The sequence below is a fragment of the Taibaiella koreensis genome (assembly GCF_003545715.1).
Classification (GTDB): domain Bacteria; phylum Bacteroidota; class Bacteroidia; order Chitinophagales; family Chitinophagaceae; genus Taibaiella; species Taibaiella koreensis.
This window is the reverse complement of sequence record NZ_QVNU01000001.1, coordinates 92648-110217: the sequence shown is the minus strand read 5'-3', so window position 1 is coordinate 110217 and position 17570 is coordinate 92648. Positions and strand designations below refer to the sequence as shown.

15 protein-coding genes are annotated in these 17570 nt (G+C 49.7%); 6 read left to right on the top strand and 9 right to left on the bottom strand.

All coding sequences use genetic code 11. The features are described from left to right. Positions 1-174 precede the first annotated feature (174 nt). The 7 genes from DZK30_RS00475 to DZK30_RS00445 form a co-directional block, all read right to left on the bottom strand. On the bottom strand, positions 175-420 hold the full coding sequence (locus DZK30_RS00475; protein ID WP_118972124.1) for a class I lanthipeptide: 246 nt from the start codon (positions 418-420) through the stop codon (positions 175-177). An 84-nt stretch (positions 421-504) separates the two neighbouring features. After that, positions 505-717 (bottom strand): DUF3820 family protein, encoded by a 213-nt coding sequence (locus DZK30_RS00470; RefSeq protein WP_118972123.1) that lies wholly within the window; start codon positions 715-717, stop codon positions 505-507. Between the two features lie 134 nt (positions 718-851). Then, the gene (locus DZK30_RS00465) at positions 852-4514 is read right to left on the bottom strand and encodes an efflux RND transporter permease subunit (RefSeq protein WP_118972122.1); all 3663 of its coding nucleotides are present in this window, start codon (positions 4512-4514) and stop codon (positions 852-854) included. Between the two features lie 85 nt (positions 4515-4599). Further along, positions 4600-5796 carry an efflux RND transporter periplasmic adaptor subunit gene (locus DZK30_RS00460; RefSeq protein WP_118973351.1) on the bottom strand — a complete coding sequence of 399 codons (1197 nt, stop codon included), beginning with the start codon at positions 5794-5796 and terminating at the stop codon, positions 4600-4602. Between the two features lie 37 nt (positions 5797-5833). Beyond that, positions 5834-7177: a TolC family protein gene (locus tag DZK30_RS00455; RefSeq protein ID WP_118972121.1), complete on the bottom strand. Its 1344-nt coding sequence runs from the start codon at positions 7175-7177 to the stop codon at positions 5834-5836. A gap of 52 nt (positions 7178-7229) precedes the next feature. Then, a complete protein-coding gene (locus DZK30_RS00450; RefSeq protein WP_162902721.1) occupies positions 7230-7715 on the bottom strand; it encodes a MarR family winged helix-turn-helix transcriptional regulator in 486 nt (161 codons plus the stop codon). Between the two features lie 336 nt (positions 7716-8051). Next, a complete protein-coding gene (locus DZK30_RS00445) occupies positions 8052-8498 on the bottom strand; it encodes a GbsR/MarR family transcriptional regulator (RefSeq protein ID WP_118972119.1) in 447 nt (148 codons plus the stop codon). 284 nt (positions 8499-8782) lie between these two features. Here DZK30_RS00445 and DZK30_RS00440 point away from each other — a divergent pair, with 284 nt between their 5' ends. The 3 genes from DZK30_RS00440 to DZK30_RS00430 all read left to right on the top strand — a co-directional run bounded on the left by DZK30_RS00440 (position 8783) and on the right by DZK30_RS00430 (position 11744). Beyond that, entirely contained in the window at positions 8783-10039 is a 1257-nt protein-coding gene (locus DZK30_RS00440) for a pyridoxal phosphate-dependent aminotransferase (RefSeq protein WP_118973350.1), read from the top strand. A gap of 80 nt (positions 10040-10119) precedes the next feature. Then, positions 10120-11385 (top strand): aspartate kinase, encoded by a 1266-nt coding sequence (locus DZK30_RS00435; protein ID WP_118972118.1) that lies wholly within the window; start codon positions 10120-10122, stop codon positions 11383-11385. 101 nt (positions 11386-11486) lie between these two features. Continuing rightward, positions 11487-11744 carry a YtxH domain-containing protein gene (locus tag DZK30_RS00430; RefSeq protein WP_205529336.1) on the top strand — a complete coding sequence of 86 codons (258 nt, stop codon included), beginning with the start codon at positions 11487-11489 and terminating at the stop codon, positions 11742-11744. Positions 11745-11802: 58 nt separating this feature from the next. On the opposite strand, the gene DZK30_RS00425 is transcribed toward DZK30_RS00430, so the two are convergent. Further along, positions 11803-13368 carry an NAD(P)/FAD-dependent oxidoreductase gene (locus DZK30_RS00425; protein ID WP_118972117.1) on the bottom strand — a complete coding sequence of 522 codons (1566 nt, stop codon included), beginning with the start codon at positions 13366-13368 and terminating at the stop codon, positions 11803-11805. Between the two features lie 142 nt (positions 13369-13510). Between DZK30_RS00425 and cysS the strand changes: the two genes are divergently transcribed. The 3 genes from cysS (at position 13511) to DZK30_RS00410 (ending at position 16402) form a co-directional block, all read left to right on the top strand. Next, complete coding sequence (gene cysS, locus DZK30_RS00420) at positions 13511-15004, top strand: cysteine--tRNA ligase (protein ID WP_118973349.1); 1494 nt, start codon at positions 13511-13513, stop codon at positions 15002-15004. 88 nt (positions 15005-15092) lie between these two features. Further along, a complete protein-coding gene (locus tag DZK30_RS00415) occupies positions 15093-15956 on the top strand; it encodes an alpha/beta hydrolase family protein (RefSeq protein ID WP_118972116.1) in 864 nt (287 codons plus the stop codon). Next, entirely contained in the window at positions 15953-16402 is a 450-nt protein-coding gene (locus DZK30_RS00410; RefSeq protein ID WP_118972115.1) for a hypothetical protein, read from the top strand. The genes DZK30_RS00415 and DZK30_RS00410 overlap by 4 nt, the downstream gene beginning before the upstream one ends. Here the strand turns inward: DZK30_RS00410 and DZK30_RS00405 are convergent, their stop codons facing one another. After that, positions 16403-17425 carry a formimidoylglutamase gene (locus DZK30_RS00405; protein WP_118972114.1) on the bottom strand — a complete coding sequence of 341 codons (1023 nt, stop codon included), beginning with the start codon at positions 17423-17425 and terminating at the stop codon, positions 16403-16405. It abuts the gene before it with no gap. Between the last annotated feature and the right edge of the window lie 145 nt (positions 17426-17570).

The following is a 17570-nucleotide window of genomic DNA, read 5'->3' as shown; positions in this document are numbered from 1 at the left end:
TTTGAAGGCATTTGATTTGTTACGGCGCCAATAAAGTAAATATAAGCCACTGTGGCTCATCTACATAAAAAATTACCCACAATATGATACTGTGGGTAATTAGACTGTTAAAATTTCAATCGTTTAAAAACAGAAACGGATCAAGCGCCATTTATTGCGGCAGAAGCGGCCACCTTAGCAGCCACCATAAGGAAGCGTACACTGCACACAAAAGGAAACCTGGTTGGTCTGCAGGCAGGAAGTGGCCTGGGTATCGTAACAAACAAAATACACCGAAGGACACTGGTAGGTTTGCTGGCAGGGTGAAGAAACGGAAGGCTGGCAACCGCCTACTACTTTTTGCTCTTCTGTTTCATTGAGTGCTACAACTGTTTCTTTGTACAGCGAAAGTTTCTTGAATGCAACTTTTTTCTTTTTCATAGTTTTTGACGTTTAGTTTAGCTCAAATATATGAAAAAGAAAAACAAATATCTATTGCTTAAAATATAAATTTTCCGGCGATACTCAGGACCGCCTTAATGGCTTTAGCAGGTATTCCAATCCGTTCAATTTGATCTCGTACATAGTTTGGAGCAATACTCCCAGCTTTCCTTTTGGAAAACCGTTACGGACAAACCAGAGCAGGTAAGGCTCGGGCAGATCGGCAATGAGCCGGTCTTTGTATTTGCCGAAAGGCATTTTGAAGGTAACTAGCTCAGTCAGTAGTTCGGGGTTCACAGCAATTCATTTTGAGTAAAGCACCAAAGATACGCAGCGGCCCAGCTTCAATGCAAAAAAACGGGCGATCGTTACCGACCGTCCGTTTTTTTTAAATTTCAATTTTAAATTTTGAATTTTGAATTGGAATACTGCTAGAACCAGCTACCGATAAAGGCTTCGTTCACGTCGTTACGTTTTGCCAGTCTGGCCCTGCGACGACGGACATCCCTGCGATGCTTGATGGCCGAATAGATCATCATAGGAATAAACAGGAAGATCAATGGCGGAATTCCCATGAACGATACCCATTTACCGCCGAAATGGCGACGCATAGGACGTTTCAGGCGCTCATAGATCAGGTACATGCTCGGCACCATGATGAGCGTCATGAAGAAGGCAAAAGTAAGACCGAATATAATGGTCCAGGACAGCGGCTTCCAGAACATCACGTTATCGCCGCCAAAGAATATCCTTGGGTTCAGCTCGGAGAACAGGGTGATAAAGTTGATGTTGAAACCTACCGCCAGCGGGATCAGCGCCAGGATAGCGGCCAAAGCAGTCAGCATTACCGGGATGATCCTCGTTTTACCAGCCTGTATCACCGCTTCTCTTGTTTTAAGGCCACGCCCCCTCAGCTCATCGGCAAATTCGATCACCAGGATACCATTCTTGATTACGATACCAGCCAGACCCAGGATACCTACGCCCGTCATTACAATCGACACCTGCATACCTGAGAACGCAAAACCCAGAAGCACCCCGATCACACTGAACACGATCTCGGTAAGGATGATCACCGATTTTCCTACAGAGTTGAACTGAATTACGAGGATGAGCAGGATCATCATGAGGGCGATCACCAAAGCTTTTCCAAGGAAAGCGCCGGTCTCGGCCTGTTGCTCTCCTTCGCCGGTCTGACTGATGGTCACACCTTCCGTTTTACCAAACGCCTTGATGTCTTTGGCCAGCTGCACGTTCACCTCAGTGGGCGTATAGCCCTGCAGTACGTTAGACCTCAGCGTAATTACCCTTTTCTGGTTCTTGCGCTTTACACTACCCAATGTGCTGGTATAGTCGATCTTTACCAGGGAGCCAATGGGTACGCTTTTCACAGCGCCGCCCGAGGCCATGTCCTGGAAGGTGACATTCATATTCAGCAGGTCTACCAGGTTTTTCCGCTGCATATATTCGTTGCGCAACTGAATTTTATATTCATCCTCACCTTCCTTCACTTTCGATACCTCTTTACCGAACAGAGCCGTCCGCAATTGGGCGCCTATCTGGGCAGAAGAAATACCTTCGATAAGGGCACGCTCACGATCCACGGTAATAGATATCTCGGGGTTGTTGAGGTCAATGTCCATCTTCAGATCTTCCACACCGGGTACTTTCAGGGAATCGAGGTAGTTTTTCAAGCCCACCGCCGTTTTGATCATATCGTCGATGTCTTCGCTCGCTACCTCTATATTGATAGGGGGGTCAGTAGGGGGACCGTTCTGTTCCTTATCTACGGAAAGCTCGGCGCCGGGAATACCTTTGATCGCCTGGCGGATCTGTTGCAGGTAAGGACCTGTTTTGCCGCCATGCCGCTTTTCGTATTCTACGAAGGATATCTGGATGCGTCCCAGCTCGGGGCGCGTGCTACGGTCGCCGCTCGCCGGATCGGAGGCCCCGATGGCCACGTTGGCTATCACACTTTCCACCATCGGGTTTTTCTTACCGTTCTCTATACCCAGCACTTTGTTCACCTTGGTCTCCAGCGTACGGGTCAGAGAATCGGTATATTCCACAGCAGTACCTACCGGCAACTTAAGATAAACATAGATCTGGTTGGGTTCTCCCTCGGGGAAGAATACCGGCGATTTGCCTATAGAACCGAATATGAAAAAGGACAGGAAGAACAGGCCCACAGCACCCAACAGCAGGTGAACCGGCCGCCAGCCTTTAAGCGCCCAGCGCAACAGGCTTTCGTAGTGTCCCATGATCCAGGGCAGCACCCTGTTCTGGAAACTGTGGATAGCATCGTCCAGCACATATTTATTCAACGCTACCAGGAAGGCAAAGAAGAGCAATAGATTACCTACGAAGAAGTAGAACGAGTAGGGCTTGCCAGGTTCTGCTTCAAGCGAATTGGCCACATGATGCACTTCGGGTGTCGCAGCCTTGATCATAAAGCCAAATACCAGCATCAGCACACCAATGATTACCGGTATAAGGAAGGCTCTCTTTTTAAAGATGGCAGATTTTGGTTGCTTCTTATGTTCTCCTTCGGGATGGTTCATGAAATCCACGGCAAACACAGGGTTCATGATAAAGGCCACGATAAGGGATGCCGCCAGTGTAAAGATCAGCATGGTAGGCAGGTAGATCATGAACTTACCAATGATACCCGGCCAGAACAATAGCGGGAAGAAAGGCGCCAGGGTGGTGAGGGTACCGGCCAGAACGGGCACAAATACTTCGCCGGCAGCCATCATAGCCGATCGCTCAGAGTTCATTTTGCCTTTTCCTTCGGTAAAGATACGGTGGGTGTTCTCGATCACCACAATCGCATCGTCCACAATGATACCCAACCCGAACAACAGGGCAAACAAAACCATGAAGTTGAGCGTAACGTGTGTCCCTACGATCATATCGGCTCCCGGAAGGCATACAAAGGCCACAAACATACTAAGCGGCACCGACAGCGCCACGAAGAAGGCGTTGGTGACGCCCATGAAGAACATAAGGATGAGCAATACCAGCAGGAAGCCGATCACGATAGAGTTTACCAGGTCGTTGAACGAGGTCCTGGTCGACTTGCTCATATCGCCGGTAACCACCACGTGAAGATCGGGCGGAAACTGGCTTGCTTTCATTTCCAGCACTGCTTTCTTTACGGCATCGGAAGTCTCGATCAGGTTCTCGCCCGAGCGCTTGATGATATTCAGTGTAACTACGTTTTTACCATCCAGACGGGCAAAGCTTTCATGTTCCTTGATCGTATCTTTGATATCGGCAATATCCTTCAGGTATATGGCCGCGCCTTTGGTATTACGCACCACTACCTTCGCAAGATCATCAGCCGTTTTTACCTGACCTTTCAGCTGCAGGGTCCGCTTCATATTGCCTACTTGCAGCAGACCGCCGGTAACATCCATATTCTCCCGGGCAACGGCGTTCTCGATATTATCGAAGGTAATGCCAGCGGCCAGCATGCGCTGGTTGTCTACATTAATCTGGAATTCACGCTCCGGCGCACCTACAATGTCGACGCGATTGATTTGTGGCAGCGATTCCAGCCGGTCCTGTATATCGTCGGCGTACTTTTTCAGGCGCACCATATCGTAATCCCCGCTCACGTTCACGTACATGATCGGCTGATCGGAGAAGCTTACTTCCAGCACAGTAGGTTCCTGGGTAAGGTCGGTGGGCAGGTCTTGCTTGGCTTTGTCTACCGCATCCTTTACTTTCTGCAGCGCGACATCCACTTTTACATTGGCGTCAAACTCCACCATGATGGCAGAAAAGTCCTGCAGGGAGGTACTTGTGGTTTTGGTGATCTTGGCCCCGGTAATACCCTTGATCTGCTTTTCGATAGGTTGGGTAACCAGGTTCTCCATATCCTTGGGGGAGTTACCCACGTTGATCGTCTGCACATAGATGGTGGGAATAACGATATCCGGAAACTGCTCCTTGGGCAATGTCATGAACTGGAATATCCCCATCAGCGTGATGATGATCATCAACAGGTAAATGGACGATTTATTTTTTACGGACCAGCTCGTAGGTTTAAATTCCTTGAACTTTCCGGTGAAGTTTTCTAAAGCACTCATAAGTTTTATGATTTAGCTAGTCCGCATAGCTACCCGGCATTGCGGCCGGTGTAGCGGTAGCGTAATGAGGAATAAAGCCGTACGCTTACTTTTGGGATGTTGTGATCCGCTGGCCGTCGTAAACACTCTGGAAGCCCTCTGTGATCAACTTGTCGCCGGTGTTCAGACCACCTTTAATCTCCAGTTGGTCGCCATATAACTCTCCTATCTCAACCTGCCTCTTTTGGGCCGTCAGCTTCCCGTTCTCTTCCACGGCTACCAGCACAAACTTGCCTTTGTCATCAGTCTGCAACGTATTTACCGGGATTGTTATCGCATCGGGCTTGCTGTAATCCATGATGCGGATCATTGCCAGCTGATTGGCCCTAAGCTTCTTGTCGGAGGGTATCTTGCCTTCAACATAGAAAGAACGGGTTACGGGATCGATCACCTTACCCGATACATTCACCTTGGTGGTAATGGTCTCGTTGTTGGATTCGGGCAGAGTAGCCACAAGCGTGCTGCCTACCTTTACGCGATCGGCATAGTTTTCCGGCACATTCACGGTAAGCTTCAGATCATTGTTATTGACTACCTGTATCTGCTGACCACCGTTAAAGAACTCGCCAACTTTTACATTGATCACGTTTACGGTACCATCTATTTCTGAAACGATGCTTGTTGTATTCAGCTGTTCCTGGGCCAACCTGATATTGGCCTGCGCGGCATTATACTGGCTCTGGAGCGCCTCCATATTGGTTTTAGCATTCAGCACCTGGATCTCGGTGCCGATATTCTGCTTCCATAGGTTCTGCTGACGCTCATAAATGCTCTTAGCCTGATCCAGCTGGGCTTTTACACCGCCCAGCTGCTGCTGCGCAGCGGCCAGGCTCTGGCTCAATACAGCTCCATCCAACTTCAATATGGTCTGGCCCTTTTTCACATAGTCGCCCTGCTTCACATAAATGGCCTTTACAAAACCACCCTGGCCACGAGGGGCAATGTAAGCCACATTGTAGGCGTCCACTTTGCCCTGCAGATCGATATAATGATCGAAGGTGCCCTGCCCGATTGCCTGGAGAGATACCAGCTTTGCATTGGCATTAGCAGCAGATGGGTCCAGCTTATCGATCTCGTCCTGGAGCTTTGATATTTTATCGGCCAGGGATTTCTGGTCCGCCTTTAGCTTTTCCATGTCGGCTTTCTTTTTAGCCAGTGCGCTGTTGTCCTGCTTGCCACCGCCGCAAGCCGCAAGCGTCAAAAGGAAAGAAGCAGTAAAAGCCAGTTTCAGAATCTGTCGCATATAATTTGATTTGTTGTTCAAGACTGTTTTAGAAGATTTATAATTTACCGATCGCCTTCAGATAATCGACCTTGGCTACGATGGCGTCATACAATGCGCTGATGTAATTGGACTGTGCTGTTTTCAGATCTGTCTGCGCCGTATTGATCTCAGTTTGCGAGCCGGTACCGACTTCATATTTTTTCTTGGTCTGGTTGTATACCGTTTCGGCGAGCGCCATATTCTTCTTCTGGTAATCCATGATCGAGATCGAGCTCCTGAAGGTATTCTGAGCCGTTTGCACGTCATTGTCGATGGTCATCTTCAGGTTCTCGATCTGGTTGTCGGTCTGCCTTACGGCCAGCTGTGCCTGCCGGATCTTGGCATTGGTACCAAATCCTTTGAAGATGGGGATCGATAAACGAAGGCCGATATAGGAGGCTTCAAACCATTCTCCTGTGAAACGGAAGTCATTCTCCATGTTCATCCGGTTGTAGTTAAATGCCGCACTTAAAGTAGGTATCTTGCTGTACTGGTAACGCTTTACATTAAACTGGTTCAGCTTTTGAGACAGTTTCAGGTACTGATAATCCCTGCGGTCTTCGTAGCTATAGGTGGCGCCTTGCAAGGCATCTGAGCGTATCTCCTCATCGCTGAGGCTGTCGGTCAGCACCAGCTGGTCTTTTACGGGAATGCCCAGCAGTATCTTGAGGCCATTATAGCCATTGGCCACCGATACCTGTACTTTTTCTTTTTCTGTATGCAGGTTGGTCAGCTGCACATCGTTTTTGTCCACATCCAGCTTTTCGGCAAATCCGTTCTCATACATGATCTGCGCATCGTGCTTCAGCTTTTCGATAAGCCCTATATTGGCATCGATCAGGGCAATTTGCGTTTTGCTCAGCACCAGCTGGTAATAGACCTTATAAACATTGGCTCTTATCGTCTCATCTGTGATCTCCGCATTTTTCTGCTTCCATTGCAGGGATGTCTTACGTGCCTGCAGCCCGATAAACACCTGGCCGTCGAACAGTATCTGGGATACATCAAACGAGCCGGTGGTCACATATTTGGTACCGAAAGTGATGGGAACGAAGGTACCCGCCGGCTGGTTAAAGAATTCGCCGGGCAGGAGCTGGGTCTGCAGCTTCAGGTTATCGGTAAAGTTACCGGTGGCCGATACCTGCGGATAGGCCGCGGAAGCAACTTCCCGGTTCATCTGTTGCTGGATCTGCACATCGATGAGCGCGTTTTTGACCTGCACGTTGTTTTTGGCTGCATATTCAAGCGCCTGCTTCAGCGACAGCTCGTGCCGCGCCGGCGATGCCGGCTGCGCCTGTGCGGCCAGGCCGGGCAGGGTTAAGCCCAGGGCGGCGACCAATACTTTTAGGGATTCTTTCATTATTGCTGTAGTTTCAAATAAAAGCTGAAAATTGATTCCGTTGACACTTCAACTATACTTTCAAAAGTTCCAGCTTGTCGGCTGTTTCCTTGATGGTATTGATCGTGTTCAGTTTGTCTTCCGATTTAAATGCAGAAAATATCTCCTCCTCCACTTTCTTGACAATATCCTTGATCTGCTGCGCCACAAATGTTCCGGTATCTGTAGTGCGCAATATATTTTTCCGCTTATCTGCCTTATCCTGGTTTACCGACACCAATCCTTTCTTTTCGAGGGTTACTACTGTGCGCTGCACCGACGACTTGTCGCGGTGTACAATATCGGCAACTTCCTGCTGGGACACACTTCCGCAATTATAAATACACATCAGTATTGGCAATTGCTCCATCTTCACCGGCACCGATGCTTCGTGTATAAGGCCGTTGGCAACCCGGAACATAACACTGTGTATCCTGTGCATCTGAAAGATGAGCGTGTCGTGCATTTCAGCAAAGAAATTGTCCCAATGCATCGACTCCATCTCACATTTCTTTTTCATTTGCATGATTCCTGCGTAACTAGATTTAAAAAAAAATAAATTTTTCATTAGCATTGTAGATAGGACAACTATCAGTAAAAATACCCTCACTTAGATCATTCTCAGTCTACAAGCTTGTAATCGAGGGGCAAAGGTAAAATCCAGTTGATATATCAACCAAAAACGAATTTTGGAATTTGGATTTATTTAACACTGCAAAAATAGACACCGAAATATCAAATGGAAAACATTATTAAGCCAACATTCGGCATTCTTCGATGAACGCTCGTTTTTTTTCGGTGAATGACGAACGGAAGCTATTGGGGGGACATGCTACCGGTCTTACTCATCACGCTCTTATTTCTTATCCTTTTTCAATTGCGCATGGATCCTGGGAAATTCATTTTCCAAGGCTTTAAGAAAAGCAATGGTGTAAGCCAGGTTCTCGGCAAATTCATCTTTTTTCTTACGCAGCTTACGGATATCTTCTAGGATCAGCCGGGTTTCCCTGTATTTCTTCACTACTGTTTCTGGAGCAAACATACGTTCCAGCGTCACTTTGAAATAACGCTTGCGGGCGCCCGATTTGGTCTTCTCAGTAATGATCTCCATGGCAGAAAGTATCTTGATAGCACCCGATATGGCACTTTTGCTTACACCAAAATACTGAACCAGCTCTTCGAAAGTTGCTTCGCCCTCGGGATGCAGGAACAGGTAACCCATTACACGTGATGCGACCGGCGAAAAGCCCTGCTTCTCATAATAATGGCCATATTCCTCTATCTTTTCCCTGTATTGTTCCATAAAACCGGCGCAAAGCTAATTCAACTTTTTGGTTCAAAACAAAAAGAACTAAAATATTTTTTAATAGGACAAAAAATGCCCCGAAATTGAATTTTGAAAAACAGATTTCCCTTTCTATCTTCGCCCTCCGACTGACACATGACCAGACATAAGGTATATAAGAATATGAAACGTTTTACCAATCCAAGGTAATCCCGGTATTGTATTGTGTACCCCAAACAAGATACAGGAGGCTTACCGGAATGGTAAGCCTCCTTTTTTTAATTGCAAAAAAAAGCTACCGGATGAGCAAACTCAGCAAGCTTGCGGAATCATTAATCGGTTCCGAAATCGTAAAACTCGGTAACGAGATCAACAACAGGATTCGCAATGGCGAAAAGATCTATAACTATACTATCGGTGACTTTAATCCGGCTATTTTTCCTATTCCCGAACTACTGGAAGATGGTATCGTAGAAGCTTATCGTGCCGGGCTGACCAATTATCCTCCGGCCGATGGTATCCTGGCCCTCCGGGAGGCAGTATGCGACTTTATTGCGCATTATGAAGGCATCCGCTATGAGCCTAATGAGATCCAGATCGCCAGCGGTGGCCGTCCTCTCATCTATTCGCTGTTCAGCACCATTGTAGATCCCGGTGACAAGGTAATTTACGCTGTGCCTTCGTGGAACAATAATCACTATACCCACCTGAACCACGGCACACCCTGCGAGATCACAGCGCTACCCGAAAATGACTTCATGCCTACCGCTGAAGAAATTGCGCCTCACATAAAAGGGGCCGCGCTGCTTTGTCTTTGCACGCCGCAAAATCCCACCGGGACCACCCTCAGCAAGGAAGCCCTGGAAAAAATATGTGACCTGGTGCTGGCGGAGAACCGCAGCCGGGGCGCCGATGAAAAAAAGCTTTACGTACTCTTTGACCAGATGTATTTCACGCTCACCTACGGCGACACCCGTCATTATCACCCCGTGGCGCTGCGCCCTGATATGAAGGACTATACCATCTCTATAGATGGCATCTCCAAAGCCTTTGCCGCTACCGGTGTGCGCGTGGGCTGGGCTATGGGACCAGTTCCCGTTATCGCCAAAATGAAGGCGTTGTTAAGCCATATCGGCGCCTGGGCTCCTATTGCCGAGCAAAAGGCTACTGCCGACTTCCTGGCCAATACCGAAGATGTGGATGAATTCCTGGAATACTTCAAAGAAGAGCTGGAAACCCGGCTTTGGAAGATCTACAGGGGTTTTGAAGCCCTGAAGCAACGCGGCCATGCCGTTGAAGCGATCGCTCCCCAGGCCGCCATTTACCTTACCGTGAAAATCGATCTTAAAGGCAGGGAAGCCAATGGCAAGTTGCTGGCTACCCAGGAAGATGTTACCCAGTATATCCTGAGCGAAGCCGGCCTGGCGATTGTTCCTTTCCACTGCTTTGGCGCCGACAAGGAATCGCCCTGGTACCGTATCAGTGTGGGCACCTGCAGGCTGGAAGAGCTCGACGACGTCTTCGAAAAGCTGGAACAGGCGTTGCTTGCAGTGGCATAAGCTTCCTGCTTGTCCGTTATGATCCCGGGGCCACTCCCGGCCAAAAACGTTTATTCATCACTGTCTATACAATATAATACATGCAGGTTTACAAATTCGGCGGCGCTTCGATAGCGACGCCCGAACGGATGCAGGCGCTCCTGCCTATCATTGCCTACGGCGGCAAGCCGCTCGTCGTAGTAGTTTCGGCATATGGCAAAACGACCAATGCCCTCGAAGCGGTTGTGAAAGAAGCACTGGAAGGCCGCCGCGAAGCGGCACTCGAAAAGCTGGCCGCGCTCGAAACAGCACATAATGATTATGCCAAAGCGCTACTCAGCCCAGCCGGCTACGATGCCATGAAACAGCGGCTCAATGAGTACTATACCGAAATGCATTGGGCCATCGACGATGCCGGCATACAGCATCACGATTATGTTTACGACCAGATCGTATGCATCGGCGAAATATTGTCTACCTCTATTTTCAGCGCCTATCTTAACGAACAGGGCTATACCAACCGATGGATCGACGCCCGGGACCTGATACGTACCGACGATACTTACCGCGATCCCCTGGTGGACCTCGACTTTTCCCGAAACCAGATACAAAAGCATGTGTTGCCCGCGTTGAAAGAAACCGGCATCGTCATCACGCAAGGCTTTATCGGTAGTACAGCCGACAATAACTCTACCACACTTGGCCGCGAAGGTTCGGATTATACCGCAGCATTACTGGCTGCGATGTTACCGGCACAGTCGGTAAGCATATGGAAAGATGTGGAAGGCTTGCTGAATGCCGATCCTAAGCTGTTTCCGAATACGGTGAGGATAGAAGAGATCACCTATCATGAGGTGATCGAAATGGCCTACTACGGTGCGCAGGTGATCCACCCCAAAACGATCAAACCGCTACAAAATGCCAATATCCCATTATATGTAAAATGCTTCCTGGACACCAAACTCAAGGGTACCGTGATCCAGAACACTACCGATGCCTTCGTCTACCCTCCACTGATCGTACTGAAAAAAGACCAGATACTGCTACAGGTCACCAGCCGTGACTTCTCGTTCATTACCGAAGAGAACCTGCGCAACTTGTATGATATTTTTCATGCCCAGCATGTCAAGATCAATCTCATACAAAACGCTGCCATCAGCCTTGTGGTATGCGTCGACAACCGGGAAGATAAGATCCGCTTGCTGGTGGAAGCGCTGGAAAAGGACTACAAAGTATTAAAGAATGACGATGTACAGTTGCTGACCATCAGGCATTATACGCCTTCTATCCTCGAGGAGCTGACCAAGGGACGTGTGCTGCTCCTGGAACAGAAGACCAGGAATACCGTCCAGGTAGTGGTGAAATAATCCCCCTGCCTGCCTAACTCTTATAGGGTTTGAAACCCTATAAGAGTTAGGCAGGAAATACGTAATTTAGTACTATTCAGAAACCTTAAATCCTTAATTGTATGCAAGAAGAGCAAAAGAAAGAAGAGGGATTCTTCGATAAGCTGAAGGATACCCTTAACGACCTCAAAGACAAAGCCGGCGAAACCTGGGAAAAAGTAGAAGACAAAGCCGAGCAAGTATGGGACAAGGTAGAAGACGTCGCTGAAGATGCCTGGCATACGGCCAAAGAAAAAGCATCGGAACTAAAAGACAAGATGACCGATAAATTCGACGAGCTGACGGATAAAGATAAAAAGGAGCCGCCAAAAACAGCCTGAGATATTTTTTTACCGTTCACTCTTATAGGGTTCCAAACCCTATAAGAGTGAACGGTTATCAAGAACGATAATAAGCCACCACAGCCTCCCCCGCGCGCTCCCCGTCCATAGCTGCAGAAATAATGCCACCGGCATAGCCTGCGCCTTCTGCGCAGGGGAACAGTCCTTTGACCTGCACATGCTGCAGCGTATCTTTATCCCTGGGAATACGCACCGGCGATGAGGTCCGGGATTCCGTCGCCGTTACAATAGCGGCATCGGTATAATAGCCTTTCATTTTTTTCCCAAAAGAGACAAAGCCTTTGCTTAGCGACTGGTATACTTCGTCGGGCAATACCTCATGCAGCAAGACGCTGGTAACACCGGGCAGGTAAGAGCAATCGGGCAGTGTAGCAGAACGTTTCCGGCCGACAACATCCGTCATCCGCTGCGCCGGGGCCTTCAGCAAGCCCCCGCCGGCTATCCAGGCTTTTTGTTCTACCATTTGCTGGAAGTGCATACCGGCCAGGGGACCCGTAAATCCATAACGGGCAAAGTCTGCTTCATCGACGGCGACCACCATGCCTGAATTGGCATAGGGATTATCCCTTTTTGATGGCGACCATCCATTGACCACCAGCTCGCCCTCATCGGTCGATGCGGGCGCAATAATGCCACCAGGACACATACAAAAAGAGAATACGCCACGGCCCAGCTCCTGGCTTACCAGCGAATAGGCTGCAGGGCCCACCATATCGCCGAATACCATGGGATCGCAACCGTATTGAATATCGTTGATAAGCGCCTGTGGATGCTCGATACGTACGCCCAAGGCGAATGGCTTGGCCTCTATATGGATCTTGCGTCGGTGCAGCAATTGAAAAACATCGCGCGCCGAATGTCCGGTTGCCAGGATGAGCGCACGGGCCCTGATCTGTTGTCCGTCGTTTACCACAGCGCCCTTCAGCGTATCCCCATCCAGTATAAGGTCGGTGAGCCGGGTGTTAAACAACACCTGTCCGCCACAGGCCTCTATCGCTTCGCGCATCGCTACAATGATGCCCGGCAGCTTATTGGTGCCAATGTGCGGATGTGCTTCGTATAGTATTTTTTCCTCGGCGCCGAAGTAGCGGAACCATTGCAGGCTACGCAGTATATTGCCTCTTTTGGTAGCGCGGGTGTATAATTTGCCGTCGCTATACGTGCCGGCGCCGCCTTCACCGAAACAATAATTGGAGTCGGGATTAACAATGCCTTGCTTGTTCATGGCTGCCAGGTCGCGGCGCCGGTTGCGCACATCCTTTCCCCGTTCGATAATAATGGGACACAGGCCGCTTTCGACTAGCTTCAGGGCAGCATACAATCCTGCCGGACCGGCGCCGGCCACGATCACCGGCTCCTTCCCGCTCACTTGCTGCAGCTGATGCGTGAAAGCAAATGCATCTTTAAAAGGTTCTTCAACGAATACATTGACCAGCAGCTGCATCATGATCTGGCTGCCACGGGCATCGACCGAACGGCGCAGCACCTGTACGGCATTGATCCTTTCCGGCTTAATATTGAGCTTTTGCGCGGCGTGGCGCCGCAATAAGGTGTCCTGCGCTGCATCGTTAGGACTGAGACGAAGTGTGATTTCCTGAGGCATTCTATTTAGGAATGAAAACGATCAATACGGCTGCAAAAATACGGTTATTCCCGTACGCTCCGCCGGCATGGCGCCTGGCGCATACAATTCCCATTCCGGCATTCCCAACTATCCCTTATTTTTGCTGCTCACCTTTTCGAATATGTCGACCTTATATTTATACAATTCCTATAACCGCCAGAAAGAGGAATTCGTGCCGATCACACCGGGACATGTGGGTCTGTACGTCTGCGGCCCTACCGTGAGCGGCGAATCGCACCTGGGTCATGCCAGGCCTTATATCACCTTCGACGTGGTGAACCGCTACCTGCAGCACCTGGGCTATAAGGTGCGCTATGTGCGTAACATTACCGATGCCGGGCATTTTGAAGAAGAAGGACGTGAAGCCGAAGATAAGGTTGCGAAAAAAGCATTGCTTGAAATGCTCGAGCCTATGGAGCTGGTACACAAGTATACCAGCCTCTACCATTGGGGCATGCGTAAGTTCAACAACCTGGAGCCTTCGATAGAACCCACTGCCACCGGGCATATTATTGAGCAGATCAACATGATCGAGGACATTATTGCCAAAGGCTTTGCCTACGAGGTAAATGGTTCTGTGTACTTCGACGTTAAAAAATATGCCGCGCAATATCCCTATGGCAAGCTTTCGGGCCGTGTGATAGACGACCTGCTGGAAACCACCCGTGAGCTGGAAGGACAGGAAGAGAAAAGAGACCGGGCCGATTTTGCGCTGTGGAAAAAAGCGCCGCCGGAGCACATCATGCGCTGGAAAAGCCCGTGGGGTGAGGGTTTCCCGGGATGGCACATCGAGTGTTCCGCCATGAGCAGCAAGTACCTGGGCCAACGCTTCGATATACATGGCGGCGGCATGGACCTGCAATTTCCGCACCATGAAAGCGAGATTGCGCAAAGCACCATTGCCCATGGCTGCGCACCGGTAAACTACTGGATACATAACAATATGATCACGATCGATGGCAAAAAAATGGGTAAAGCCTATAATAATGTCATCAAGCTTACCGAGCTCTTCAGCGGCGATCATCCCATGCTGGAGCAAGCTTATCACCCGATGGTGATCCGCTTCTATATCCTGCAGACCCACTACCGCAGCACCCTTGATTTTTCAAATGATGCACTGAAGGCTTCGGAAAAAGCATTGCGCCGGCTCTGGGAAGCCTATGAGGTATTGCAGAAGCTGCCCCTGACCGATAACGCATCGGCTAGCGATGCCGAGCTGGAGCAAAAGATACTGGATTTCTGCCAGGCCTGTGCCGATGACATGAACGATGATTTCAATACGGCAAAGGTGATCGCCAACTTGTTTGAGTTGGCTCCTGTGATCAATGGCATCAAAGGCGGACAGATCAGAGCAGACGCTATCAGCCAATCGGCACAACAACTGATGCTGGATACCTTCCACACTTACCTGGAAAGCATCCTGGGCCTGCAGCCCTTGCAACAGAACGACGACAGCAAGCTGGACAGCGTATTGCAGCTGGTGATCGAAATGCGCCGCGAAGCCCGGGCCCGTAAAGACTATGCAGCCTCCGATAAGATCAGGGATATGCTGGCCGCCGCCGGTATACAGCTCAAAGACGAAAAAGACGGCGCTGTAAGCTATTCTATAGATTAAACCTGGCGAAGAAATAAAGCGTATACAAAAGGATGAGGTCGTAAAAAGCTTCAGCCTTTTTTTTGCTTAACTGCATATACTTAAAAAAATGTCCTTTCAAAAGAACGAGCAAACCATAACCGGCAGCCATCATAAGCCTATCCTGCTCGACATCACGCTCAATCCCGCCGCAGACAAGCGTCCTGTGATCCTGTATGCGCACGGATTCAACGGCTTCAAGGACTGGGGCAACTTTGACCTGATCGCCCGGCAGTTTGTCAACGCAGGCTTTACTTTTGTCAAGTTCAATTTTTCCCATAACGGCACCACCCCGGAGCAGCCATTGGATTTCGCCGATCTGGAAGCCTTTGCGGAAAACAATTATACCAAAGAGCTTTACGATCTTGAAAAAGTGATCGACTGGATCGGAAGCGACCAGAATCCTTTTGCCGCTTATATCGATCATGAGCAACTGGGCTTAATCGGGCATAGTATGGGCGGCGGCATCAGCATCCTGAAAGCAGCCGAAGACCGCAGGATCCAAGCCCTGGCCACCTGGGCGGCCATCGACGAATGCAAAACACCCTGGACCCATTGGCCACAGGACAAGCTGGAGAACTGGAAGGATGAAGGCGTAGCCTACTATTTTAACGGCAGGACCCAACAGCAGATGCCAATGCACTACCAGCTATACGAGGATTTTCAGCAGCACAGCGATAGGCTTGATATCATTAATGCCGCGGGAAAGATCGCCATTCCCTGGCTCATTTGTCACGGACTGTCCGACACCAGCGTCAGCGTAGAAAGTGCCTACAGCCTGCACCGGGCCTGCCCGCAGGCTACCTTGTTCACCCCGGACTCGGACCATGTCTTCGGCCGCAAACATCCCTGGCAGGGCGACACCTTACCCGACGCCATGCAGGAAGTGCTCCTACGGAACATTGCCTTCTTTCTATCTGTATTCAAAAAATGATACTGCACAGCCACCGGACCTATATGACTTCTCTTTCTGAAGAGGCAACCAGGAAAGCGCTGACTAAGATAGCGCAAGGACTGTTCAATCCTTACCGGCTGGACTGGCCTATACAGGACGAGCAGCTGCGCTTTCGCCTGCGATCACGTTGGTCCGTGGCAGAAGGCGTCTTCGATACCCTGGCTGGTACAGGACAATTGACAGTCAGCTATAAACCCAAAGGATATCCACTGCTGATCAACAGTGTTTTTGCTGCGCTATTCCTGATCGCTACATTTCAGACCAAACGGTTCACTGTTAATGGTCATCCGGTAAGCTATGGTACCGGGATAATGATCACTTGCGCCGTGATCCTGGCTTTCACTGCCCTCCACTTGCTGATCCACTGGTGGCAGGTCACCCAAATAAGGGAAAGTGTCGAAACGGCGCTGAAGCTGAAATCGTGATCAAGATGATTGCCGCTCAAGCACGCCTTTTGTGAAGGCCTGCACCAGGTAGCTAAGCAATTTACCCGTAAAAACATCGTGCTGTCCATCGGCCCTTTCCACCACACCCTCGGGCAAGTGCACATAACGGGCATTGGCATGCAAGCCGCACTGGTACAGGTATTGTAGTGCGTGTTGCGTCGTAATACCTACCGGCGTAGCAGCGCTGCTGAGTACATGCTGTATACAATCCAGGTCGAGCTCCACACCGAAGGGCGCATCGCTGACAAAATCAAGCGCCTGGTGCAGGCTTTCTTCCCAGCCGGTTTTCCCACGCAGGAACATATCTTCCCAAAACAAAGGCAGCAGATCTGGATTACTATTCAGCTCGGCGACGACGGGCTGGCTGTTATAGGCTTCATGCAGGCCCAGCATGGCGTAGCGGATCAGGAAGTGCTCCTGGTGCGCATAACGGAACCCATTACCGCTATGTCGCCCCTCCATAACCCTGTAATCGGAATGGGCATCCAGGTTGATCGCATTCAATGGTTTTCCCAGGGCCAGCGCCGTACCTTTAAGCAGGGGATAGGCATTGTTGTGCCCTCCGCCAACCACTACCGGTATTTTACCGGCAGCTACGATCTTATGGATCAGAGGATGCACCTCGGCATCAATATGTGCCGTATAGCTTCGCAGCTGCTCTATACTAGCACTGCTGCAATTGACCAGCCAGCCGCTAAAATCATATTCACCCAGCAGCAGGAAATCCTCCCCCCTGAAGGCGGCCGTCTGTTGAATATGCATAAAGCTTTTCAAAAAGCCGGGCCACGCGGTATGCGCGCCACCGACGCCGCCATTGGCCCTTACGCCGATGTCTTCGGGCAGCCCCAGGATCACAAATCTTGCCGGCGATTGCACCAGCGCCTCATCGACGAGACAACCCGGCAAGGCCAGGCCTACCGTTTCGCCAAGCCTGGTCTCCCCTTCGCGGGGGGTAACCAGTATTTGCCGTTCGTCTTCATGGTAAATACGAAGTTGGACCATTGAAAGATATTGGTATTTTACAGCACAAACTTAGCAAGCCTGAGCGAAAATTTTATTCTGCTATAGAAAAACCTGAAGTGCCGGCTTATCCAATGCGGGCAAAAAGGAGTAATTTTGCCTTAGAATCATATTTAAAATATAGAAT